The 22,464-nt window shown below is 71.7% G+C and carries 17 protein-coding genes; 10 read left to right on the top strand and 7 right to left on the bottom strand.

The features are described 5' to 3' along the window. Positions 1–134: 134 nt before the first annotated feature. The 3 genes from CP984_RS09975 to CP984_RS09965 all read left to right on the top strand — a co-directional run bounded on the left by CP984_RS09975 (position 135) and on the right by CP984_RS09965 (position 4,192). The gene (locus tag CP984_RS09975; RefSeq protein ID WP_078575264.1) at positions 135–1,091 is read left to right on the top strand and encodes a FadR/GntR family transcriptional regulator; all 957 of its coding nucleotides are present in this window, start codon (positions 135–137) and stop codon (positions 1,089–1,091) included. 585 nt (positions 1,092–1,676) lie between these two features. Continuing rightward, positions 1,677–3,227: an RNA polymerase sigma factor gene (locus tag CP984_RS09970; protein WP_003981847.1), complete on the top strand. Its 1,551-nt coding sequence runs from the start codon at positions 1,677–1,679 to the stop codon at positions 3,225–3,227. 149 nt (positions 3,228–3,376) lie between these two features. Continuing rightward, positions 3,377–4,192: a S1 family peptidase gene (locus CP984_RS09965; protein WP_003981846.1), complete on the top strand. Its 816-nt coding sequence runs from the start codon at positions 3,377–3,379 to the stop codon at positions 4,190–4,192. 199 nt (positions 4,193–4,391) lie between these two features. Here CP984_RS09965 and CP984_RS09960 read toward each other — a convergent pair whose 3' ends face one another. Continuing rightward, the gene (locus CP984_RS09960) at positions 4,392–4,622 is read right to left on the bottom strand and encodes a DUF7455 domain-containing protein (RefSeq protein ID WP_003981845.1); all 231 of its coding nucleotides are present in this window, start codon (positions 4,620–4,622) and stop codon (positions 4,392–4,394) included. A 445-nt stretch (positions 4,623–5,067) separates the two neighbouring features. Here CP984_RS09960 and CP984_RS09955 point away from each other — a divergent pair, with 445 nt between their 5' ends. The 4 genes from CP984_RS09955 (at position 5,068) to CP984_RS09940 (ending at position 9,768) form a co-directional block, all read left to right on the top strand. Continuing rightward, positions 5,068–7,188, top strand: a complete 2,121-nt coding sequence (locus CP984_RS09955) for a DNA gyrase/topoisomerase IV subunit B (RefSeq protein WP_003981844.1) — start codon at positions 5,068–5,070, stop codon at positions 7,186–7,188. 180 nt (positions 7,189–7,368) lie between these two features. Continuing rightward, the gene (locus CP984_RS09950; RefSeq protein WP_003981843.1) at positions 7,369–7,857 is read left to right on the top strand and encodes a hypothetical protein; all 489 of its coding nucleotides are present in this window, start codon (positions 7,369–7,371) and stop codon (positions 7,855–7,857) included. Between the two features lie 46 nt (positions 7,858–7,903). Next, complete coding sequence (locus CP984_RS09945; RefSeq protein WP_003981842.1) at positions 7,904–9,094, top strand: sensor histidine kinase; 1,191 nt, start codon at positions 7,904–7,906, stop codon at positions 9,092–9,094. Then, positions 9,091–9,768, top strand: coding sequence for a response regulator transcription factor (locus tag CP984_RS09940; RefSeq protein ID WP_003981841.1), 678 nt, complete (start codon positions 9,091–9,093; stop codon positions 9,766–9,768). Before CP984_RS09945 ends, CP984_RS09940 begins: the two co-directional genes overlap by 4 nt. A 14-nt stretch (positions 9,769–9,782) precedes the next feature. Here the strand turns inward: CP984_RS09940 and CP984_RS09935 are convergent, their stop codons facing one another. Both CP984_RS09935 and CP984_RS09930 read right to left on the bottom strand, forming a co-directional pair. Continuing rightward, positions 9,783–10,457, bottom strand: coding sequence for a DUF7342 family protein (locus tag CP984_RS09935; RefSeq protein WP_003981840.1), 675 nt, complete (start codon positions 10,455–10,457; stop codon positions 9,783–9,785). Further along, the gene (locus CP984_RS09930) at positions 10,454–12,067 is read right to left on the bottom strand and encodes an ATP-binding protein (RefSeq protein WP_226048795.1); all 1,614 of its coding nucleotides are present in this window, start codon (positions 12,065–12,067) and stop codon (positions 10,454–10,456) included. The genes CP984_RS09935 and CP984_RS09930 overlap by 4 nt, the downstream gene beginning before the upstream one ends. Before the next feature lie 663 nt (positions 12,068–12,730). Here CP984_RS09930 and CP984_RS09925 point away from each other — a divergent pair. Beyond that, complete coding sequence (locus tag CP984_RS09925) at positions 12,731–13,282, top strand: hypothetical protein (protein WP_032920743.1); 552 nt, start codon at positions 12,731–12,733, stop codon at positions 13,280–13,282. Between the two features lie 81 nt (positions 13,283–13,363). On the opposite strand, the gene CP984_RS09920 is transcribed toward CP984_RS09925, so the two are convergent. The 3 genes from CP984_RS09920 to CP984_RS09910 form a co-directional block, all read right to left on the bottom strand. After that, positions 13,364–14,668, bottom strand: coding sequence for a M20 metallopeptidase family protein (locus CP984_RS09920; protein WP_003981837.1), 1,305 nt, complete (start codon positions 14,666–14,668; stop codon positions 13,364–13,366). A 119-nt stretch (positions 14,669–14,787) separates the two neighbouring features. Next, the gene (locus CP984_RS09915; RefSeq protein WP_003981836.1) at positions 14,788–15,747 is read right to left on the bottom strand and encodes a sucrase ferredoxin; all 960 of its coding nucleotides are present in this window, start codon (positions 15,745–15,747) and stop codon (positions 14,788–14,790) included. 163 nt (positions 15,748–15,910) lie between these two features. Beyond that, positions 15,911–17,188, bottom strand: coding sequence for a citrate synthase (locus tag CP984_RS09910; protein WP_100246555.1), 1,278 nt, complete (start codon positions 17,186–17,188; stop codon positions 15,911–15,913). A gap of 142 nt (positions 17,189–17,330) precedes the next feature. Between CP984_RS09910 and CP984_RS09905 the strand changes: the two genes are divergently transcribed. Continuing rightward, on the top strand, positions 17,331–18,497 hold the full coding sequence (locus CP984_RS09905) for a citrate synthase/methylcitrate synthase (protein ID WP_030184851.1): 1,167 nt from the start codon (positions 17,331–17,333) through the stop codon (positions 18,495–18,497). Positions 18,498–18,555: 58 nt separating this feature from the next. After that, positions 18,556–19,773 (top strand): CobW family GTP-binding protein, encoded by a 1,218-nt coding sequence (locus CP984_RS09900; RefSeq protein ID WP_003981832.1) that lies wholly within the window; start codon positions 18,556–18,558, stop codon positions 19,771–19,773. Positions 19,774–19,902: 129 nt separating this feature from the next. On the opposite strand, the gene CP984_RS09895 is transcribed toward CP984_RS09900, so the two are convergent. Then, entirely contained in the window at positions 19,903–22,350 is a 2,448-nt protein-coding gene (locus CP984_RS09895) for a DNA gyrase/topoisomerase IV subunit A (protein WP_003981831.1), read from the bottom strand. Positions 22,351–22,464: the final 114 nt, after the last annotated feature.

The raw sequence follows: 22,464 nt of genomic DNA, 5'->3' as shown, positions 1-22,464 counted from the left end.
CGGCCGATGCCCTCCCGAGGGGAGCACCTTTCTTTCCGATAAAGCGTCAATTGCGGAAGGATGGGCGATCACCCTTTCGTGTGCTTTTCACCAAAGACCTCAAGGGGTCCCGGGGCGTCGCCGACAAATGATGCGTGAGTACCCTTGCGCACACCATGATGACCGCGGCTCGCCCCGCCGACTCCGGCCTCGCCGGTCCGGGCGAGCTTGACCGCTACTCCTACGCCAACGCCGTGGGCGCACCCGGCGCCGGCGGGGTCGCCCACGCGCCGGGCGCCGAGCGGGCCGACCGCGTGCCGCCCGTCTGGGACGGGACCGATGCGGACATGGCCCGGGCCGGCCGCCGCGCGGCGGGCAACCGCGGCCGTGGACTGCACGGCCAACTCGTCCAGCAGCTCGGCCAGATGATCGTCTCCGGCGATCTCGGCGCCGACCGTCCGCTCGTGCCGGAGGAGATCGGCCAGCGCTTCGAGGTCTCCCGCACCGTCGTCCGCGAGTCCCTGCGCGTCCTGGAGGCCAAGGGCCTGGTCAGCGCCCGCCCGAACGTGGGCACCCGAGTACGCCCGGTCAGCGACTGGAACCTGCTCGATCCCGACATCATCGAGTGGCGGGCGTACGGTCCGCAGCGCGACGACCAGCGCCGGGAACTGTCCGAGCTGCGCTGGACGATCGAGCCCCTCGCCGCCCGGCTCGCCGCCGGCCACGGCCGCGACGACATCCAGCAGCGCCTCGCCGACATGGTCGAGATCATGGGGCACGCGGCGGCCCAGGGCGACGGGCTGACCTTCGCCCGCGCCGACTCCGAGTTCCACACCCTGCTGCTCCAGCTGGCCGGAAACCGCATGCTGGAGCACCTCTCCGGCATCGTCACCTCCGCCCTGCACGTCTCGGGCGGCCCCTCCGGCGGCTGCGAGCGCCCCGCGGAGAAGAACGTCGGCCAGCACATGCGGATCGTCGACGCGATCGGCGCCGGTGACGCCCCGGGCGCCGAGGCCGCGATGCGGACCCTGCTGACCGCCCACTGCGAGACCGGCGGCCAGGGGGCCGGCGGCGCCGGGGACCACACCGTGCCGCCGCCCCGCGAGCACTGAAGGCCCGGTGCCGCTGAGGACCGGTGCCCGGTGGAGGGCCCGTAGCGGCCGGGGAGGGCCGGCCGGGAAGCGCGCACCCGTACAGGACGGGAGGCGCGTCCGCGCGGGACGGAACGTCTGAAAACGTGCGGTCCACCCTGGATGCGGGGAGCGGCCGCCAGGCGCGCGGAGTGCATGGGGGCGCACAGGGCGTGCGGAGGCCGCCGGAGCGCACCGGCGCGGGTACGGCCCGCGACAGTGCGCCGCCGTGAGCGAGCTGCGCCGCGTGAGCCGATGTACGCCAGGCCGCCGGGCCCGGAAGCGCGATCCGGGCCCGGCGTTTGCTTGGGAGGATTGCGCCCCGTAGAGGGGGGAATGTTCCGTTATGCGGTGTGACTCGGGCCACGCAGATTGGGCGTAACGCTCGCCGGGGAGGCGCGATGACTTAAGAGGTGATAGCCGAGGAGGGAATGCGAGCGGCGCTTTCGGCGCTGTTCAACTCCCCGGCTTCCCCTGCGCCGTCGGTCCATTCCCGCCGGCGGTCGTCGGCTCCGATCCACCGTGGACGGGGTCGGAAGCCGTTCCCATCGTTCCGAGAGGTTGTTCGTGTCGGCCAGCACATCCCGTACGCTCCCGCCGGAGATCGCCGAGTCCGAGTCAGTGATGGCGCTCATCGAGCGGGGAAAGGCTGATGGGCAGATCGCCGGCGATGACGTGCGTCGGGCCTTCGAGGCTGACCAGATTCCGCCAACCCAGTGGAAGAACGTTCTGCGCAGCCTCAACCAGATCCTCGACGAGGAGGGTGTGACGCTGATGGTCAGTGCCGCAGAGGCGCCCAAGCGCACCCGCAAGAGCGTCGCAGCGAAGAGTCCGGCGAAGCGCACCGCCACCAAGACCGTCGCGGCCAAGACCGCCACGGTGAAGAAGGCCACCACCACCGCGGCCGCCCCGCTGGGCGACACGTCGTACGGCGACGCCGAGGGCGGGCCCGAGAAGAAGACGGTCGCCAAGAAGGCCGCCGCCAAGAAGACGGTCGCGAAGAAGACCGCCGCCAAGAAGACCGTGGCGAAGAAGACCGCCTCCAAGAAGGACGTCGACGACCTCCTCGAGGACGAGCCGATCGAGGAAGCGGCGCCCGCCGGCAAGGGCGAGGCCGCCGAGGTGCCCGAGGGCGCCGAGAACGCCGGCTTCGTGCTGTCCGACGACGACGAGGACGACGCCCCCGCGCAGCAGGTCGCCGCGGCCGGCGCCACCGCCGACCCGGTCAAGGACTACCTCAAGCAGATCGGCAAGGTCCCGCTGCTCAACGCCGAGCAGGAGGTCGAACTCGCCAAGCGCATCGAGGCCGGCCTGTTCGCCGAGGACAAGCTGGCCAACTCCGACAAGCTGGCGCCGAAGCTCAAGCGCGAGCTGGAGATCATCGCCGAGGACGGCCGCCGCGCCAAGAACCACCTGCTGGAGGCCAACCTCCGTCTGGTCGTCTCGCTGGCCAAGCGCTACACCGGCCGCGGCATGCTCTTCCTGGACCTGATCCAGGAGGGCAACCTCGGTCTGATCCGTGCGGTCGAGAAGTTCGACTACACCAAGGGTTACAAGTTCTCCACGTACGCGACGTGGTGGATCCGCCAGGCCATCACCCGCGCCATGGCCGACCAGGCCCGGACGATCCGTATCCCCGTCCACATGGTCGAGGTCATCAACAAGCTGGCCCGTGTGCAGCGCCAGATGCTCCAGGACCTGGGCCGCGAGCCCACCCCGGAGGAGCTGGCCAAGGAACTGGACATGACCCCCGAGAAGGTCATCGAGGTCCAGAAGTACGGCCGCGAGCCGATCTCGCTGCACACCCCGCTGGGCGAGGACGGCGACAGCGAGTTCGGTGACCTGATCGAGGACTCCGAGGCGGTCGTGCCGGCCGACGCGGTCAGCTTCACGCTGCTGCAGGAGCAGCTGCACTCGGTTCTGGACACGCTCAGCGAGCGCGAGGCCGGTGTGGTCTCCATGCGCTTCGGCCTCACCGACGGCCAGCCCAAGACGCTGGACGAGATCGGCAAGGTCTACGGCGTCACGCGTGAGCGCATCCGCCAGATCGAGTCCAAGACGATGTCGAAGCTGCGCCACCCGTCGCGCTCGCAGGTCCTGCGCGACTACCTGGACTGATCCGCACTCTCGCCCCGGACGGCCGTCCGGGTGCATCGCGGGCCCGGCCCTCCCTCGGGAGGGCCGGGCCCGCGGTGTGTCCGGGTGCGCGATGCGCCTGGCTGGCTCACCCTGGGTGTGCGAACACTTCCGCACAGTCAGGAGCGTGTATGCGTGCTTTCGTCCGGGCCGCCCTCGGGGCGCTCGCCCTCGTCCTCGCCGTGCCGGTCACCGTCGCGCGGGCGGACGAGTCGGTGGTGGGAGGCCGGCCGGTGAAGGTCTCCGACCACCCCTGGATGGTCGCGATCAGCTCGCGCTCGCGCTTCGGGACCGACCGGTCGGGCCAGTACTGCGGCGGTGTGCTGGTCGGCCGCGCGACGGTGGTGACGGCGGCGCACTGCCTGAGCCGCGCGGTGCTGGGCGTGGAGTGGCAGCAGGTCAGGGACCTGCGGATCATCGTGGGTCGCGAGGACATGCGGGGCCGCGGCGGGCAGGAACTCGTACCGCGGCGGGTCTGGGTGAATCCGACGTACGACAGTTACAGCAACGCCGGTGACATCGCCGTGCTCACGCTCGGCACGCAGCAGCCGAAGGGCCGGGCGCTGCCGATGGCCAAGGCCGGCGACGCCGCCTACCGGGCCGGTACGCGGGCGAACGTGTACGGCTGGGGCGACACGACCGGTAGCGGTACGTACGCGGCCACGCTCCGGTCGGCGCAGGTGCAGGTGTATTCGAATGCGGCCTGTAGCAGGGCGTACCCGGGCAACGCGGACGGCAAGTATTTGGCCGATTCCATGCTGTGCGCGGGGACGCCGCAGGGCGGCCGGGACGCCTGCCAGGGTGACAGCGGCGGGCCGCTGGTGGCGCGGGGGCGGCTGATCGGGCTGGTGTCCTGGGGTACCGGATGCGGAAAGGCGGCGAAGCCGGGCGTCTATACGCGCATCTCGGCGATGATGAAGCATGTGACCGCCCATGGTGCCGGCTGAGCGCCATGACACGGGCGGGCGGCCCGGAGGACCGGGACGGGCGACCGCAGGGCCTCAGGACGGCACAGGAGGCGCTTGAGGGCACCCTCGTCACGTCAAGCGCCGGGGCATACGAGTGCGGGCGGCTTCCCGGTGGTTCCGGGAAGCCGCCCGCCACACGGCCCTAGGCCGCTGCTCGCTCGTCGTCGGATGCGATGTGTCAGCGTTCCTCATCGGAAGCAGACGCGGGAGAGGCGGTCAGCCGCTCCGTCTCGTCCTGTATTTCCGCGGCGATCTTCTTGAGTTCTGGCTCGAACTTGCGGCCGTGGTGGGCGCAGAAGAGCAGTTCGCCGCCGGACATCAGGACGACGCGCAGGTATGCCTGGGCGCCGCAGCGGTCGCAGCGGTCAGCGGCCGTCAGCGGGCTCGCGGGGGTCAGAACAGTAGTCACGTCGCCTCTTCTCTAGCTCGACGAGCTGTCGTACCAGGGTCAACATCCAACCAGGCCGAAAACGTTCCCGCTCGTGCCTATTCCCTGAAAAAATTTTTCCAAGGACGCCGGGTGTTGCCGGGTGGCGGCGAATGAGCCGTATTGCGTGGTGGTCTGATTCACGTTGGTTGCTGGGCTTTGTCCTCCCGGCTGGCTTGCCGGTTGTTCAAGAGGACGTGCCCGGAGCCTAAATGGTTCATGCCTCGAAGGGAACGTGATGTGCGCGTCACCGCACTCTCACCCCAACGAGGGATCGAACACGTGAGCGAAAGTCTACTACCATGGACATCGTCACGGGTGGCGTCACTTCGGCTCTACCGGGCCTCGGTACGCTCTGACCGGCGACACCGCCACGACCGGGTCCGCGGAATGCGGACCACCAGTAATTCAGCGAGGAGCGAACCGCGTGACCGCCGAGATGTCCGTGCCGTCCACCGCAGTGCTGACCGGGGCAGACCGGGACGGTTCCAACTACACCGCGCGGCATCTGCTCGTCCTGGAGGGACTGGAGGCCGTCCGCAAGCGCCCGGGCATGTACATCGGCTCGACGGACAGCCGCGGTCTGATGCACTGCCTGTGGGAGATCATCGACAACTCCGTCGACGAGGCCCTGGGCGGCTACTGCGACCGTATCGAGGTGATCCTCCACGACGACGGTTCGGTGGAGGTCCGCGACAACGGCCGCGGCATCCCGGTGGACGTGGAGCCCAAGACCGGCCTGTCCGGCGTCGAGGTCGTGATGACCAAGCTGCACGCCGGCGGCAAGTTCGGCGGCGGCTCGTACGCGGCCTCCGGCGGTCTGCACGGCGTCGGCGCCTCCGTGGTCAACGCCCTGTCCGCCCGGCTGGACGTCGAGGTCGACCGCAACAGCAAGACCCACTCGATCAGCTTCCGCCGCGGCGTGCCCGGCATCTTCACCGAATCCGGCCCCGACGCCCCCTTCGATCCGGCCAACGGCCTGCTCAAGGGCAAGCGCATCCCCAAGACCCGCACCGGCACGCGCGTGCGGTACTGGGCGGACCGGCAGATCTTCCTCAAGGACGCCAAGCTCTCCCTGGAGACGCTGCACGCCCGCGCCCGCCAGACCGCCTTCCTGGTGCCCGGCCTGACCCTGGTCGTGCGCGACGAGCGCGGCCTGGAAGGCGAGGGCGTGCTCGAGGAGACCTTCCGCTACGACGGCGGCATCAGCGAGTTCTGCGAATACCTCGCCCAGGACAAGGCCGTGTGCGACGTCCTGCGCCTGTCCGGCCAGGGCACCTTCAAAGAGACCGTGCCGGTCCTGGACGAGCGCGGCCACATGACGCCCACCGAGGTCACCCGGGAGCTGGGCGTGGACGTGGCGCTGCGCTGGGGCACCGGCTACGACACCACCGTGCGCTCCTTCGTCAACATCATCGCCACCCCCAAGGGCGGCACCCATGTGACCGGCTTCGAGCGGGCGGTGACCAAGACGGTCAACGAGGCGCTGCGCGCGGCCAAGCTGCTGCGGGTGGCCGAGGACGACGTCGTCAAGGACGACGCCATGGAGGGCCTGACCGCGGTCGTCACCGTGCGCCTGGCGGAGCCGCAGTTCGAGGGGCAGACCAAGGAGGTGCTGGGCACCTCGGCCGCCTCCCGCATCGTCGCCCAGGTCATCGCCAAGGAACTCAAGGCGTTCTTGACCTCCACCAAGCGTGACGCCAAGCAGCAGGCCCGCGCGGTGCTGGACAAGGTCGTCGCGGCGGCCCGCACCCGTATCGCGGCCCGCCAGCACAAGGAGGCCCAGCGCCGCAAGACCGCCCTGGAATCGTCCTCGCTGCCGGCGAAGCTGGCCGACTGCCGCAGCGACGATGTCGAGCGCAGCGAGCTGTTCATCGTGGAGGGCGACTCCGCGCTGGGCACCGCGAAGCTGGCGCGCAACTCGGAGTTCCAGGCGCTGCTGCCGATCCGCGGCAAGATCTTGAACGTGCAGAAGGCGTCCGTCTCGGACATGCTCAAGAACGCCGAGTGCGGCGCGATCATCCAGGTGATAGGGGCCGGCTCGGGCCGTACCTTCGACATCGACGCGGCCCGCTACGGCAAGGTCATCTTCCTGGCCGACGCCGACGTCGACGGCGCCCACATCCGCACCCTGCTGCTGACCCTCTTCCAGCGCTACATGCGCCCCATGGTCGAACAGGGCCGGGTCTTCTCCGCCGTGCCGCCGCTGCACCGCGTCGAGCTGATCCAGCCCAAGAAGGGCCAGGACAAGTACCTGTACACCTACTCGGACAACGAGCTGCGCCAGACCCTGCTGGAGCTGCAGCGCAAGAACATCCGCTACAAGGACAGCATCCAGCGCTACAAGGGCCTGGGCGAGATGGACGCCGACCAGCTGGCCGAGACCACCATGGACCCCCGCCACCGCACCCTGCGCCGGATCAACATCGGCGAGCTGGAAGCCGCCGAGAAGGTCTTCGACCTGCTCATGGGCAATGAGGTCGCGCCCCGCCGCGAATTCATCACCAGCTCCGCCGCCACGCTCGACCGCTCCCGCATCGACACCTGACGGGGTCCGCGCGGGCGCGTGAAGCGTGGCGCGCGCCGGTACGGGCGCCTGTCCACCCACGGGTGGAGGGGCGCCCGCCGCTTTTTCCACCCGGGGCCCACCCGTACGCCGATCCGGGAGGCGGGCCGCGCTCCGTAGCGTCGGGGACGTTGTTGTTCCCACGCCTCGGAGGCCCAGGTCATGAGCGGTTCGCTCAACGTTCTCGTCATCGTCGCGGTCATCGCGGTGGTGGTCGTACGGCAGCTGAAACCGCAGCGGCTGGAGACGGACGGCCGGCGCTGGTGGCTGCTGCCCGGCATCCTCGCGATCATGGCGGTGCGCGAGCCGGGCCTGCTCGACAAGGCGCACCCCGCCGGGTCCGTCGTCCTGCTGGCCGTCGGGGTCGTCCTCGGGCTGCTGACCGGCGCGGCCTGGGCGTGGACGATGCGCATCTGGACCGACGACGACGGTGCGGTCTGGTCGGCGGGCCGCCCGGTGACCGCCGTGGCCTGGGTGCTCGGCGCGGCACTGCGGTTCGGCCTGTACGGAGTCGCGGTCCTGGCCGGGATCCATCTGGGCAGCCAGTCCACGATGCTGACCGTGGCCGCCACGTTGCTGGCCCGGACGGGCACCATGTACTGGCGGGCCCAGACGCTGCGGCCGACGTACCGTGTTGCTGCCGGTGGCTGAAGCCGCGTGTTCGCGCCCCGGGAGCCGTACGCCGGAAGGATCGTTGGTGGCGCTGAGTATCTGGACGAGCTGGCCCTTGCGGGAGGCACTGTCCCGGGCCGGGTTCAGCACGACCCGGCTGTGGATCGGGCGCGGCATCCGCGTCCTGGTGATGGGAGCCCTGCTGTGGAGCGCCCTGGCGAACCGGGAGTTCCGGGGCGCAGGTGTGGTCCTGGGGCTGGCCACGGTCGCGCTGTGCGGCGTGGCCCTGTGGGGCTTCTTCCATACGACGCTCCAGCACCGGCTGTGGCCCGCGCTCGGACTGCTGGCACTCCTGGAGATCGGCGCGCTCTGGTTCCACCTGGAGGGCGCGAGGGTGCCGGCCGCCGTGGTGTGGGGAGCCACCGCCGTCATCTCGATGGAGCGGCTGCCGCTGGCGGCGGCGCTGCCGGCCATGGCCGTGTCCCTGGGGGCGTACACCCTGCGCAGTCCCGACGACTGGCTGTCGACCGCGACGACCGTCATCGGGCTCGGACTGGCCGGGTACGTCCTGCGGCTGGACTCGGAGGCGCGGGGCAACGCCCAGCGGCTGCTGACCCAGGAACGGGCCGCCCGCAAGGCCGAGGCCGAGACGGCGGCGCTGGCCGAGCGGAGCCGTATCGCCCGCGAGATCCACGACGTACTGGCACACAGTCTGAGTGCGCAATTGGTGCACTTGGAAGCGGCGCGGCTGCTGATCCAGCGCAGCGAGGACCTGGAGGCGGACCGGCAGCAGGTCCTTGAACGGGTGGTGGCGGCGCGTGGCATGGCGCGGGAAGGGCTGGACGGCACGCGGCAGGCCCTGTCGGCGCTGCGCGGCGAGATGGCCCCGGTGGAGGACTTCCTGCACCATCTGACGGCCGCCGAGGGCGCCCGCCTGGAGGTGACGGGGGAGCGCCGCACGCTCTCTCCCGAGGCCGCTCTGGCGTTGCGCAGGGTGGCGCAGGAGGCGCTCACGAACGTACGGAAGCACGCGCCGGGCGCGCGGGTGACCGTACGCCTCGACTACGCGGAGAGCGAAGTCGAGCTGGAGGTACGGGACTCCGGCGCGCGCAGGAAGCCGCGCGGCGGCGGACCGGGTGCCCTGGACGATCTCGGCTCGTCCGGTTCCGGGTACGGTCTGCTGGGGATGCGGGAGCGCGCCGAACTCCTCGGCGGAACGCTGGACTCCGGCCCCGACGAGGAGGGTTTCGTGGTGCGGTTGCGGGTGCCGGCATGACGGCGCGGGTGGTGGTCGCCGACGACCAGACCGTGGTGCGCGAGGGAATCGTGATGCTGCTGGGGCTGCTGCCGGGCATCGAGGTCGTCGGTTCGGCCGGGGACGGCGAGGAAGCCGTACGGCTCGCCGCCGAACTGGCCCCGGACGTCGTGCTGATGGACCTCAGGATGCCCCGCTGCGACGGCGTCGAGGCCACCCGGCGCATCCGTACGGAACACCCGGGCACCGAGGTCGTGGTGCTGACGACCTACGCCGACGACGACCATCTCTTCCCCGCGCTGGAGGCCGGTGCGCGCGGCTACCTGACCAAGGACGCGGACGGCGACGAGATCGTACGGGCCATCGAGGACGTCCTGTCGGGCGAGGCGGGACTGTCGCCGAAGGTGCAGCGGCGGCTGCTGGAGCGGTTCGCCGAGCCCGCACGGCCCGCCGCCTCGGCGGCACCGGCCGGGCCCCCGGACGGGCTGACCGCACGCGAGGTGGAGGTGCTGCGGCTGGTCGCCGAGGGGCTGTCCAACCCGGAGATCGCCCGGTCGCTGCACGTCTCGAACGCGACCGTGAAGACCCACATCAACAACCTCTTCGCCAAGGCCGGGCTGCGGAACCGGGCCCAGGCGATCCACTACGCCTACCGCCACGGTCTCGCACAACCGCCCGAGTCGTCCATCACCTGATCGGGTCGGATGCGTCAGACCCAGAGGTAGCGGTGCTCGGGGCGGCCGGTCTCGCCGTACTTGAGGCTGAGACGGACCCGCCCGGCGTGTTCGAGGAGCTTGAGGTAGCGCTGCGCGGTCTGCCGGCTGAGCCCCGCCTGCCGGGCCACGTCCTGGGCGGACAGCGCTTCGTCGGCCGTGCGCAGGACGGACCGTACGCGATCGGCGGTCGCCGTCGAATGCCCCTTGGGCAGCTCGGCGGGCCCGGCCCCGGCGGACCCCAGGGCGCCGAAGATCCGGTCGACCTCGGACTGTTCGGCCTGGCCGCCGCCCTCGAAGGCGCGGTGGAGCGCCGCGTAACCCTCCAGTTTGTGCCGAAGCCCCGCGAACGTGAACGGCTTGACCAGGTACTGCAGCGCGCCCTGGCGCATGGCCGCCTGGACGGTCGCGATGTCGCGGGCCGCGGTCACCATGATCACGTCGGTCTGGACGCCGCGCTGCCGCAGCCGGGACACGAGCTGGAGGCCGGTCTCGTCGGGGAGGTAGTGGTCCAGCAGGACGAGATCGACGGGGGCCGTCTCCAGGGCGGCCAGTGCCTCCGCGGCGGAGTGGGCGAGGCGGCTGACGCGGAAGCCCGGGACCTTCGCGACGTAGGCGGCGTTGATCTCGGCGACCCGGGTGTCGTCGTCCACGACCAGTACGTCGATCATCGAGGGGCTCCTGTGTCGTCTGTGACTCCGGTGGCTTGGGTGGCATCGGCGGCTTCCGGCCCGGTGGACAGCGCGTCGGACAGCGCGTCCGGGAGGGTGACGGTGAATTCCGCGCCACCTCCGGGGCGGTCGCCCACCTCGGCGGCACCTCCGTACCGTTCGGCGAGACGGCGCACGAGCGCGAGGCCGATGCCGCGCTGTCCGTGGGCCGGAGGTTCCTTGGTCGTCCAGCCCTCGGTGAAGATCTCCGCGCGCCGGGGTACGGGCACTCCCGGGCCGTTGTCACGGACGCGGACCACGGCGGTGCGGCCCTCGGCGCGAAGCTCCACCTCGACGCGCGCTCCGGGGCGGCCGGCCGTGGCGTCCAGGGCGTTGTCGACCAGGTTGCCCAGGACCGTGACCAGGCCACGCGGGTCCACCACGCGATCCGGCAGGCGGCTGTCGGGCGCGATGCCCAGCGAGACGCCGCGCTCGGTGGCCACGGTCGCCTTGCCGACCAGCAGGGACGCCAGCAGCGGATCGTGCACCCGCTCGGTGACCTGCTCGGCGGTCGCCCGATGCACGCCCACGGCCTGGGTCACGAACTCCACGGCCTCCTCGTGCAGCCCCAGCTCCAGGAGGCCGAGCAGCGTGTGGAGGCGGTTGGCGTGCTCATGGTCCTGGGCGCGGAGCGCGTCGATGAGGCCCCGGGTGCCGTCCAGCTCGCGGCCCAGCCGCTCCAACTCGGTGCGGTCGCGCAGCGTTACCACAGCCCCGCCGTCGTCGGTCGGCATCCGGTTGGCCACCAGGACCCGCTGCCCGCTGACGGTGAGCAGGTCGGCGCCGCGCACCCGCCCGGACAGGACCTCGGCGGTACGGCCGGGCGGCAGCGCTTCCTCCAGCGGCCGGCCGGTGTCCTCGGCGCGCAGGTCGAGCAGGCGCTGCGCCTCGTCGTTCAGCAGCCGGATACGGCCGTGCCGGTCGAGCGCCACGAACCCCTCCCGGATGCCGTGCAGCATCGCCTCGCGCTCGGCGAGCAGGGCGGAGATGTCGGAGAAGGCCAGGTCATGGGTACGGCGCTGGAGCCGCCGGGCGACCAGGTAGGCGGCCAGCGCGCCGACCGCGAGCGCCCCGCCCGCGTACGCGAGCAACTGCGGCACGGTGGCCAGCAGCAGTTGCTGCACGTTCTCGTAGGCGATGCCGACCGAGACGGCGCCGACGATCTTCCCCTGCTCGTCCCGCAGCGGAACCTTGCCGCGCGCGGAACGGCCGAGGGTGCCCTCGTCGATCTCCCTGACCTCGTGGCCCGCCAGGACGTCGCCGGGGTCGGTCGACACATGCCGCCCGATCTGGTCCGGGTCGGTGTGGGACCAGCGCACTCCGTGTACGTCCATGATCACGACGTACTCCGCCCCGGTCGCCCGGCGGATCCGCTCCGCCTCGTGCTGCACGGGCCCCGTGCGCCCAGGCCGGGAGCTCTCCAGCGCGTCGTCCAGGCGGGACTCGGCGGCGGTGGTCTGGGCGATGGCCAGAGCGCGGCGCATCGCCTGGTCGTCGAGCTGCGCGCCGAGCGGGGCGAGGAAGAGGCCGGTGGCGAGCGCGGTGACGCCGGTGGCGATGGCCAACTGCATCAGCAGCACCTGCGCGAAGACGCGGCGCGGCCAGCCCAGGCGGGCACGCAGGCGCGACAGCGCGGCGCGGAACCCGCCACCGGCGGCCTGTCCCGCGCCCGGCTGCGCGTTGATCTGGTCCTTTGCGCCCATACGAACGAACAGTAAGCGAAGGCGGGGAGCGGCAGGTGGTCAGCAGGCGGTCAGCCCGGTCCGGGGGCTGGAGGGGCAGCACGGTGGCCGTGTGACCACTCGCGATACCTGGCGGATCGTCTCCGGAGTCCTCGCTGGCCACGGCGTTTGTGTTCACCGCAGTTGGTGAGACCTGTTCACGATAGTTGGCGGATCTGAGGCCCGAGCCGGCGTCTCCACCAGCGAAGGCGCAGCTCAGGCAATCGTCTCGGCGCCTCCGCCACCTATCGCGAGCAGTCGCCGACTACCGCGAACGGTCACAGGCCAGCGCTTGGCAAGCCCTGTGGATAAGGGATGCGGTGGTTGTCCACAGGGGTTTCGGGGGCCGTGTGTGACTGCTTAATCTCGCAGTGTGACGACGGGGGTTGCGGCGGTGGTCTCCGCGGACGTACGTGGACTTCTCTTCAGGGGGTGGATCGATGAGGTGGTGTGAGGGGATCTGTGACCGGACCGCTGATCCGGGGCTCGGCGGACCGTACCTAGGCTGTGATCATGCTGCTGATCTACGGCGGGGAAGCCGCGGCCGACGAACCCGTACTGCGCACCGGTGGAGTGCCGCTCGTCCCGGAGGGATTCGTCTGGCCGGTGTGCCGCGAGTGCGAAGGGGCCATGCAATTCCTGGCCCACCTACCTGTCGAAGATGGGGCGATCGCGGTGTTCCAGTGCCAGAACGACCCCGGGATGTGCGGCGACTGGGACGCCACTGGCGGCGCCAACCGGGCCTTCCTGTTCACCGGTCGGCTCACGGCGGCGAAGGTCCCGTCCGAGGGCGAGACCCTGCTCGGTGCCGTCACCGCGCTGCGCGCCCACCCTGAGGACACCCCCACCGACGAACCGGCCTTGGGGCGGCTGGGCGGCGAACCCGACTGGATCCAGCACGACGAGACACCTGACTGCCCCTCCTGTAGCGCCCGCATGACTTTCACGGCCGAGCTCGAAGAGGGGTACGACCACAGGACCGCGGCCAACTTCGGTGGGATGGGGCGGGGTTATGTGTTCCGGTGCCGGGGGTGTGGCGAGGCTGCGTTTCTCTGGCAGTGCTGAAGGTCCGCTTTCGGCGAGGCGGTCAAGGGGCCGGGTTCGCGTGCTCGGACGGGCGAGCGGGCGGTGGTCAGGGGAGTGGGGTCAGTCGCCCCGGTGCGTGATTCCGCCTGGCTGCTCCCGCGCTGGGCGGGTGCGCTCCGCGATCCAGCCGGCCATCGCCCGTACGCCGACGCCGATGGCGCGCTCGTCCGGGGAGAAGTCGGGGTAGTGCGGGTAGCTCGTGGTGATCGGTGTGCCAGGGGCGCGGACGCCGAGGAACGTGTACGTGCCGGGTATCCGGTTCAAGTAGAGGGCGAAGTCCTCGCCGCTGAAGGGAGGGAAGGCAGCGCGAAGCTCGATGACCGTGTTCCGGCCGACCGTGCGGCGCAGGTGACGGGCGAGCAGGCGGGCGTCGTGGGCCGGGCAGACCATGGCCGGGAACGGCTCGGCGGGGAAGCGCACCCCGGCCCCCGCGTACGGCCTGGCCGCACGGCGGATGGCCTCGCGGACCTCCACGTACCGCTCCTGCGGCCAGCAGCGGTAGGACACGCTCACCCGCGCCTTCTCGGCCGTGGCCCGGACGGCCACGAAGCGGGCCAGTGGTCCGTCGGGTATCAGGGCGTCGGCGACCAGGCGTTCCAGGTCCGCCGGGGACCGCGGTAGGGCCACCGTTGCGAGGGCGCCGATGTCGGCGGCCAGGCGTCGCGCGGCCTCGAACGCGTCCGGTCCGGAGAGTGTCACCTCCGCCTTGTCCTGGCCCGGCATCCCGTGGCCCGGCAGCACGGCGAACCGGCCGACAGGGAACGGCCCGCAGTGCAGCGCGTGGATCTCCTCGATGCTCAAACGCTCCAGCACGCCCGCGTCGATCAGTGCGCGGGCGCCGGACAGAGTCTCCTCGGCGGGCTGGAACAGGAAGACCGCTGTTCCGCTCAGCCGATGCCGCAGCCGTGCCAGGACCCGGGCCACGCCGATGCCCACCGCCGTGTGGACGTCGTGGCCGCAGACGTGGGCCGGCGCGGGGCCCGTACCGACGATGTCCCTGGGTGGCACCGCGTCCATGTCCGCCCGGTAGGCAACGGTCCGGCCGGGTCGCGAGCCCCGCAGGACACCGACGACTCCATGGCCGCCCACTCCGGTGGTGACGGCCAGCCCGGCCGCGCGCAACTCACGGGCCACCACAGCGGCCGTGCGCTTCTCCTGTCCCGGGGCCTCGGGGTGCCGATGGACGTCGCGTCGCAGCTCGATCAGCGCGCGCTCCAAGCGGGCGGTCTCGGCGGCCACGGCCGACTGTTCCACCGGCCCCTTCCACCCACCGGCGACGGCCTCCCCCGCGCCCGCCCACGCCGTTGCCGCGCCGGCCGCCGCCGCGCCGGCCAGCAACGTACGGCGCGCGACGGCGTGTTCCATGAAACGACTCACCGTTCCCCCTTCGGCTCAAGTGATCTCCGGATCCACGATCGCCGCCCATCGGTGCTGCTGCCCATCCGGTGAGCCACCGCTTGGTGGTGGGGGTAACCGCACCTTGATCAGGACGGGGCAGGGGAGGAGGCGGGGCCGGGGAGGGCCCGTACGGACAGTACGGCCATACGGGCCGGCCGTCCGAGCGGGAGCCCGCAACTGGCCGGGGCGGGTGCGCCATCGGTGCGCTGCTCCACCGTGACCCGCCAGGACCGGCCGTCCCGGTGCGCGACCGTGACGGCCCACGCCGGGGTGACGGGCGCTTCGCCGGCGCCGGGCGGTGATACGGCCTCCGTGCGTACGGCATCGAGCGCGTCCGCCCGGTCTTCGCGTATCAGCTCGCGAACGGCGAGGTCGGCGGCCTGGGCCGGGCGTTCCCAGGCGGAGCGGCCCCGGCAGTGGTCCAGCAGGACGCGGCCCGAGCGCGCCGACTCCACGGCGTCCTTGACCAGCGGGGCGGAGGCCCGCCCGTAGGCGTAGCCGTAAGGGAGCACGAAGAGGGTGGGGGAGAAGCGGTGGCCGCCGATGTGGGTTATCTCCCACGCCTCGGTTCCGCTGACGGTCAGTTCGGCGGCCAGCGGGCGGCCGAGGAGGGCGCAGCAGCGGTCACGCTTGCCGTTGGTGCAGACGAAGACCAGCGGATCGCCGGTGTACGGGGCCCAGAGCCCGTCGTGTTCGCCCGCCCCCAGCCGTGCGAAGTCGAGGGACAGCAGCGCTCCGGGGTCGGTGATGGTCGCGGTGCGCATCCAGGAGCGGCCCGGTGCGGTGTGTGCGAGGAAGACGCGGCGGGCGGTGGAACCGTGGCAGTCGGCGTGGCGGCCTGGCCGGCGGATGAGGGCGACGCGTACGCCCGTGCCGTCCGCGGCCGCTTCCAGGGCCCGCCCGATGCGGGGATCGAGATGGCTTTCGATCAGTGCCTCGGTGCCCCAGGGGCCGGTCTGCTCGACGAGCAGCCAGGTCCGGGCGGTTGCCGAGGTGCCTGCGACGGGCTCGGCGGCATCGCGGGAAGCGGTTGCGCACGTGCTCACACAGGTAACCCTAACCTGTCGCGGAGCGGCCGGAATCCAGCACCGGGATCATCGAAATCCGGGCTCACCCGGTCGGGGAGGGGCGGGGTGCAGATGCTCAACGCCCCAGGGGTTGCACTCGACTTGGCGCCCCAAGCCCCGCCCCCGCCTCGGCCCGCCCTGTTCACGGCATCGGCTGAGGCGGCCGCGGCCCTTGATAGTGGCCGCTCGGGCGGATACGGAGCGGGCGTTCCGCGTACTCCTCCAGTGCGTGGGCGATCCAGCCAGCCGTGCGGGCCACCGCGAAGACCGTTTCGCCGGCTTCGGGGGTCATGCCGGCCGAGACGGTCAGGGTGGCCAGCGCGAGATCGACGTTGGCGTGCAGGGCGGTGTGCCGGGCGGTGGTGGCGGCGACTTCGCGGGCCGCCGCCAGTGCCGGTCCGGCCTGCGGTACGTCCTCCAGGAGGCGGAACAGGGTGCGGGCGCGCGGGTCTTCGCCCTGGTAGACGCGATGGCCGAGGCCGGGCACCCGGCGGCCGGCGCGCAGGTGGTCCGCGACCACGGCCGCCGCGCTGCCCCGTTCCAGCACCTCCAGCAGCATGCGGTGCGCGAGCCCGCTCGCGGCGCCGTGCAGGGGCCCGTCCAGCGCGCCGAATCCGGCCGACACGACGGCGTACGGATGCGCCCGCGCGGAGGCGGCCACCCGGGCGGCCAGGGTGGAAGCGGCGAGGTCGTGGTCGATCAGGAGGGTAAGTGCCGCGTCCAGCGCGCGAAGTGACGGCTCGTCGGGCCGTTCCGGGGTGAGGCGCGACCACAGGCGCCGGGGGAGCGGGGCCGAAGTGTGGCCGCCCGGGCTGCCCAGGTGCGGTAGGGCGTCCACGAGGACGGGGATCAGCGCGCGCGCCGTACCCAGGACGGCGTCCTCGGACAGGTCGAAGCGCAGCGGATCGGCGGAGGCTGCCGCCACCACCGCGACGCGCAGCCGGTCCATCGGGCTGCTGTGCGCGGGCAGCGCGCCGACGGCCCGGCGCGCGGCGGCGAGCGCGTCCTCCGGGGCCGTGAAGCGGACGCCGGGGCGCAGCACGCCCGTCCAGAGCCAGTCGGCGACCTCTTCGTAGCCGTAACGGGAGGTCAGCTCGGAGGAGTCCACGCCGCGGAAGTAGCAGCGGTCCTGGTCGATGAGGGTGATGCCGGTACGGATCGCCAGGTCGCCGCCCTGGGCGGCCGGTTCGCGGCGGGCGCCGCGCCGGACGAGCGCGTCCACCTCAGCGGCGTCGAAGGTGCTGCCGCGTCCGCCGGGGTTCCGCCGGCTGGTCAGCTGGCCGCGGCTGACGTACGCGTACACCGTTTCCGGTTTCACGCCGAGCCGCTCGGCCGCCTCCCGGGTGCTCAGCCGCCGCTCCGCCCCGTCGCCGTCGTTCGCGCGGTGCCCCGTCTCATGGTCCGCTCCGTGATCCGCCATGACGCCCATCGTATCGATGCGTCCCGATGATTATGTTGATCCAATCAATATTGACATCGACAGAGTCAACCATGGACAGTCAAGTTCACACCGACCGAGGCGCCGGTGATCAGGGAAAGAGCAGAGAGAGGCAGTGAGCGCCATGTCGATCGCCGAACCGGGCATGACCGTCGACGTACCCCGCGGCCTCGCGGGCGTGATCGTCACCGAGACCGAACTGGGGGACGTACGGGGCGGGGAGGGCTTCTACCACTACCGCCAGTACTCCGCCGTGGAGCTCGCGCAAAGCCGTACCTTCGAGGACGTCTGGCACCTGATGCTCCGCGGCTCCCTGCCGGACGCGGAGCGGCGCGCCGCCTTCACGGCGGAGACCGCGCCCCTGCGCCACCTGCCCGACGCCGTACGGGACGCGCTGCCCGGCATCGCCCGCGCGAGCGCCCGCAGCGGCCCGCTCGCCGGCCTGCGCACCGCGCTCTCCCTGCTCGGCGCCGCCGCGGGCTTCCGGCCCCTGTACGACATCGACGCCGGGCAGCGCGGCGCGGACGCCCTCACCGCGAGCGCCGCCGTGCCCACCATCCTCACCGCGCTGCACCGCCTCGGCCGGGGCCTGACGCCGGTCGAGCCGCGGGACGACCTCCCCTACGCCGCCAACTACCTCTACATGCTCACCGGGGAGGAACCGGACCCCGAGCGTGCGAGCGCCATCGAACGCTACCTGATCTCCACCGTCGACCACGGCTTCAACGCCTCGACCTTCACCGCCCGCGTCATCGCCTCCACCGGCGCCGACCTCGCGGCCTGCCTGGCCGGCGCGGTCGGCGCACTCTCCGGACCACTGCACGGCGGCGCGCCCAGCCGGGCCCTGGACGCCCTCGACGCCATCGGCACCCCGGACCGCATCGACCCCTGGATCCGCGAACGCGTCCGCTCGGGCGAGCGGATCATGGGCTTCGGGCACCCCGTGTACCGCACCGAGGACCCCCGCTCGCGGATGCTGCGGGACATCGCACGGGGCTTCGGCGGGCCGCTCGTGGACTTCGCGCTCCAGGTGGAGGAGCGGGTCGAGGCGCTCCTCGCCGAGCTGAAGCCCGGCCGGGAACTGCACACCAACGTCGAGTTCTACGCGGGCGTGGTGATGGAGCTGTGCGGCCTGCCGCGGGAGATGTTCACCCCGACGTTCTGTGCCGCGCGGGTGATCGGGTGGAGCGCCAATATCCTGGAGCAGGCGGACGACTCGAAGATCATCCGTCCGGCGGCCCGCTATGTGGGGCCGCCCCCGCCGCAGCCGGTGCCCGCCGCGCTGAACTAACGGCGCACCGGACCGACGGCGCGCCGCCGCACCGACGTACGACGATGGAGGCGCCCCCTTGGCCCCGCAGGCCCCGCGACAGATCCCGGTCATCGTGCTCGCCGGATTCCTCGGCTCCGGCAAGACGACCCTGCTCAACCACCTGCTGGGCCGCAGCGGCGGCACCCGCGTCGGCGCGGTCGTCAACGACTTCGGCAGCATCGAGATCGACGCCATGACGGTGGCGGGACAGGTCGACTCGATGGTCTCGCTGGGCAACGGCTGCCTGTGCTGCGCGGTGGACACCAGCGAACTGGACGAGTACCTGGAGCGCCTGGCCCGTCCGGCGGCCCGTATCGACGTGATCGTCATCGAGGCCAGCGGGCTGGCCGAACCCCAGGAACTCATCCGCATGATCCTGGCCAGCGAGAACGACCGGATCGTCTACGGCGGGCTCACCGAGGTCGTCGACGCGGCCGAGTTCGCGGCCACCCGGGCCCGGCACCCGGAGATCGACCGGCATGTGGCCGTCGCCGACCTCGTGGTCCTGAACAAGGCCGACCGGATCGGGGCGGAGGAACGGCGCTCCCTCCTGGCCACGCTCGCCGAGCTGAGCCCGGGAACGCCGGTCGTGCCGGCCGCGTACGGGCGGATCGACCCGGAGCTGTTCTTCGACCGCAAGCCGCGCGACGAGGCGGACGAGGCGGTGCGCCAGCTGTCCTTCGAGGACCTGATCCGGGCGGAGGCGGACGCGCAGGCCGCGGCGGGCGGGGAGGCGTCCGGGGAGCATGCCTGCGACGGGCCGGAGTGCTGCGGGCACGGGCCGCACCTCCACGCCGCCTACGAGAGCGTGGAATTCGTCTCGGACGCGCCGATGAACCCGCGCCGGCTGATGGCCTTCCTCGACAGCAGGCCCGCCGGGCTCTACCGGATCAAGGGCTTCGTCCACTTCGACGTACCGGAGAACCGGCAGAAGTTCGCCGTGCACGCGGTCGGCGACTTCCTGCGCTTCTACCCCTCGGCGTGGCAGCCGGACGAGGAGCGGCGCACTCAGCTCGTCCTGATCGGCAGCGGCGTCGACGCGGCGGCGCTGCGCGAGGAGCTGGCGGACTGCCGGGAGACGGGGCCGGAGCGCGCCGAGCCGGACAGCATGTGGGGGGTGCTGCGGTACGTACTGTCCGGGGACGAGCCCGGGGACCCCGATGGGTCCGCGGGCCTCGCACCGGCAGAGCCCGCCGACCTCGCACCTGTAGAGCCCGGGGATTTCGCCGATCCGGAGCCGCAGGCCGGACGGTAGAGCGGACACCCCGTAGACCGGACGGCAGAGCAACAGGGCGACGACCCCACGCAAGAACGGGCCCCGGGCCGGCCGCAGCCGCCCGGGCCCCCGTCCTCACATCAACCAGCTTTCACATCACCCCGCCGGCTACACCGGCCCCGCCAGCGCCGCGACCGGCTTCTGCAGCGGTACGCCCGAGCCGTCGCGCCGCGGGTCCGGGTCCGGCAGGGGGACCGGGGAGCCCTTGGCGTCCGCGGCCCGTACCGGTGTGGCGCCGGCCCAGGCCAGCGACAGGCAGTCCTCGCCCTTCAGGAACCGCTGGCAGCGCACGCCGCCGGTCGCCCGGCCCTTGCGCGGGTACTGGTCGAAGGGGGTGAGCTTGGCCGTCGAGACCGAGTCGTCGAGCGTGCCGTGCGAGCCGGAGACCGTGAAGACCATGGCGTCGGCGGCCGGGTCGACGGCCGAGAAGAAGATCACCTTCGCGTCCGGGCCCAGCTTGATGCCCGTCATGCCGCCGGCCGGCCGGCCCTGCGGCCGCACCTGCCCCGCCGGATAGCGCAGCAGCTGCGCCTCGTTGGTGATGAAGACCAGGTCCTCCTCGCCCGTGCGCAGCTCCGCGGCGCCCACGATGCGGTCGCCGTCCTTGAGGGTGATGACCTCCAACTCCTCCTTGTGGGAGGGATAGTCCGGCACCACGCGCTTGACGATGCCCTGCTGGGTGCCGAGCGCCAGGCCCGGCGAGGACTCGTCGAGCGTCATCAGGCAGATCAGCTCCTCGCCCTCCTGGAGGGAGAGGAATTCCGCGACCGGCGCGCCGCCGGAGAGGTTCGGCGCCGCGACGGTGTCCGGCAGCTGCGGCAGGTCGACCACCTGGAGGCGCAGCAGCCGGCCGGCGGACGTCACCGCGCCCACCTCGCCGCGGGTGGTGGCCGGCACCGCCGAGACGATCACGTCGTGCTTGACGCGCCTGGCCTCCGCGTCGAAGCTCACCTCGCCGTTGGCCGTACGGGCCAGCAGCCCCGTCGAGGACAGCAGCACCCGGCACGGGTCGTCGGCGACCTCCAGCGGCACCGCCGCCACCGGGGCGCCCGCCGACTCCAGCAGGACCGTGCGCCGGTCCGTGCCGTACTTCTTGGCCACCGAGGCCAGCTCGTTCGAGACCAGCTTGCGCAGCTCGGCGTCCGAGTCGAGGATCTTCGTCAGCTTCTCGATGTCGGCCTTGAGGGTGTCGCGCTCGGACTCCAGCTCGATGCGGTCGAACTTGGTCAGCCGGCGCAGCGGGGTGTCGAGGATGTACTGCGTCTGGACGTCGCTGAGGCCGAAGCGGTCGATCAGCCGCTCCTTGGCCTGCGCGCTGTTCTCGCTGGAGCGGATCAGGCGGATGACCTCGTCGATGTCGACCAGGGCCGTCAGCAGGCCCTCGACCAGGTGGAGGCGGTCGCGCTTCTTGCCGCGCCGGAACTCGCTGCGGCGGCGCACCACGTCGAAGCGGTGGTCGACGTAGACCTCCAGCAGCTCCTTCAGGCCCAGCGTCAGCGGCTGGCCGTCGACCAGCGCGACGTTGTTGATGCCGAAGGACTCCTCCATGGCCGTGAGCTTGTACAGCTGCTCCAGGACGGCTTCCGGGTTGAAGCCGTTCTTGATCTCGATGACCAGGCGCAGGCCGTGCTCGCGGTCGGTGAGGTCCTTCACGTCCGCGATGCCCTGGAGCTTCTTCGCGCCCACCAGGTCCTTGATCTTGGAGATGACCTTCTCGGGGCCCACTGCGAACGGCAGTTCGGTGACGACCAGGCCCTTGCGGCGGGCGGTGACGTTCTCGATCGAGACGGTGGCGCGGATCTTGAAGGTGCCGCGGCCGGTCTCGTACGCGTCCCGGATGCCGCCCAGGCCCACGATCCGGCCGCCGGTCGGCAGGTCGGGGCCCGGCACGAACCGCATCAGCGTTTCGAGGTCCGCGTTCGGGTGCTTGATCAGGTGGCGGGCGGCGGCGATCACCTCGCCGAGGTTGTGCGGCGGCATGTTCGTCGCCATGCCGACGGCGATTCCGGACGCGCCGTTGACCAGCAGGTTCGGGTAGGCCGCCGGGAGGGCGACGGGCTCCTGCTCCTGGCCGTCGTAGTTCGGCGCGAAGTCGACCGTGTCCTCGTCGATGGACTCCGTCATCAGGGAGGTGGCCGAGGCCATCTTGCACTCGGTGTACCGCATGGCGGCGGGCGGGTCGTCGTTGCCGAGCGAGCCGAAGTTGCCGTGGCCGTCGACCAGGGGCAGCCGCATGGAGAAGGGCTGCGCCATCCGCACCAGGGCGTCGTAGATGGAGGCGTCGCCGTGCGGGTGGAGCTTACCCATCACCTCGCCGACGACGCGGGCGCACTTGACGTAGCTGCGTTCGGGGCGCAGCCCCATCTCGTTCATCTGGTAGAGGATGCGGCGGTGCACGGGCTTGAGGCCGTCGCGGGCGTCCGGGAGGGCGCGGGAGTAGATGACCGAGTACGCGTACTCAAGGAAGGAGCCCTGCATCTCGTCGACGACGTCGATGTCGAGGATCCTCTCCTCGAAGTCGTCCGGCGGCGGGGTCTTCGTGCTACGGCGGGCCATCGCGGCTGCGGCTCCTTCGCTTGCGTCCTGCTGCTTGCCGATGCTGGATCACGTTCGGGTCTTGTGCGGACCATTGTGGCCCGCCCCACTGACAACGCCGACCGCGACCCTCCC

Origin of the sequence: Streptomyces rimosus, from assembly GCF_008704655.1 — a bacterium.
Taxonomy (GTDB): domain Bacteria; phylum Actinomycetota; class Actinomycetes; order Streptomycetales; family Streptomycetaceae; genus Streptomyces; species Streptomyces rimosus.
This window is presented reverse-complemented; position numbering and strand designations above follow the sequence as displayed.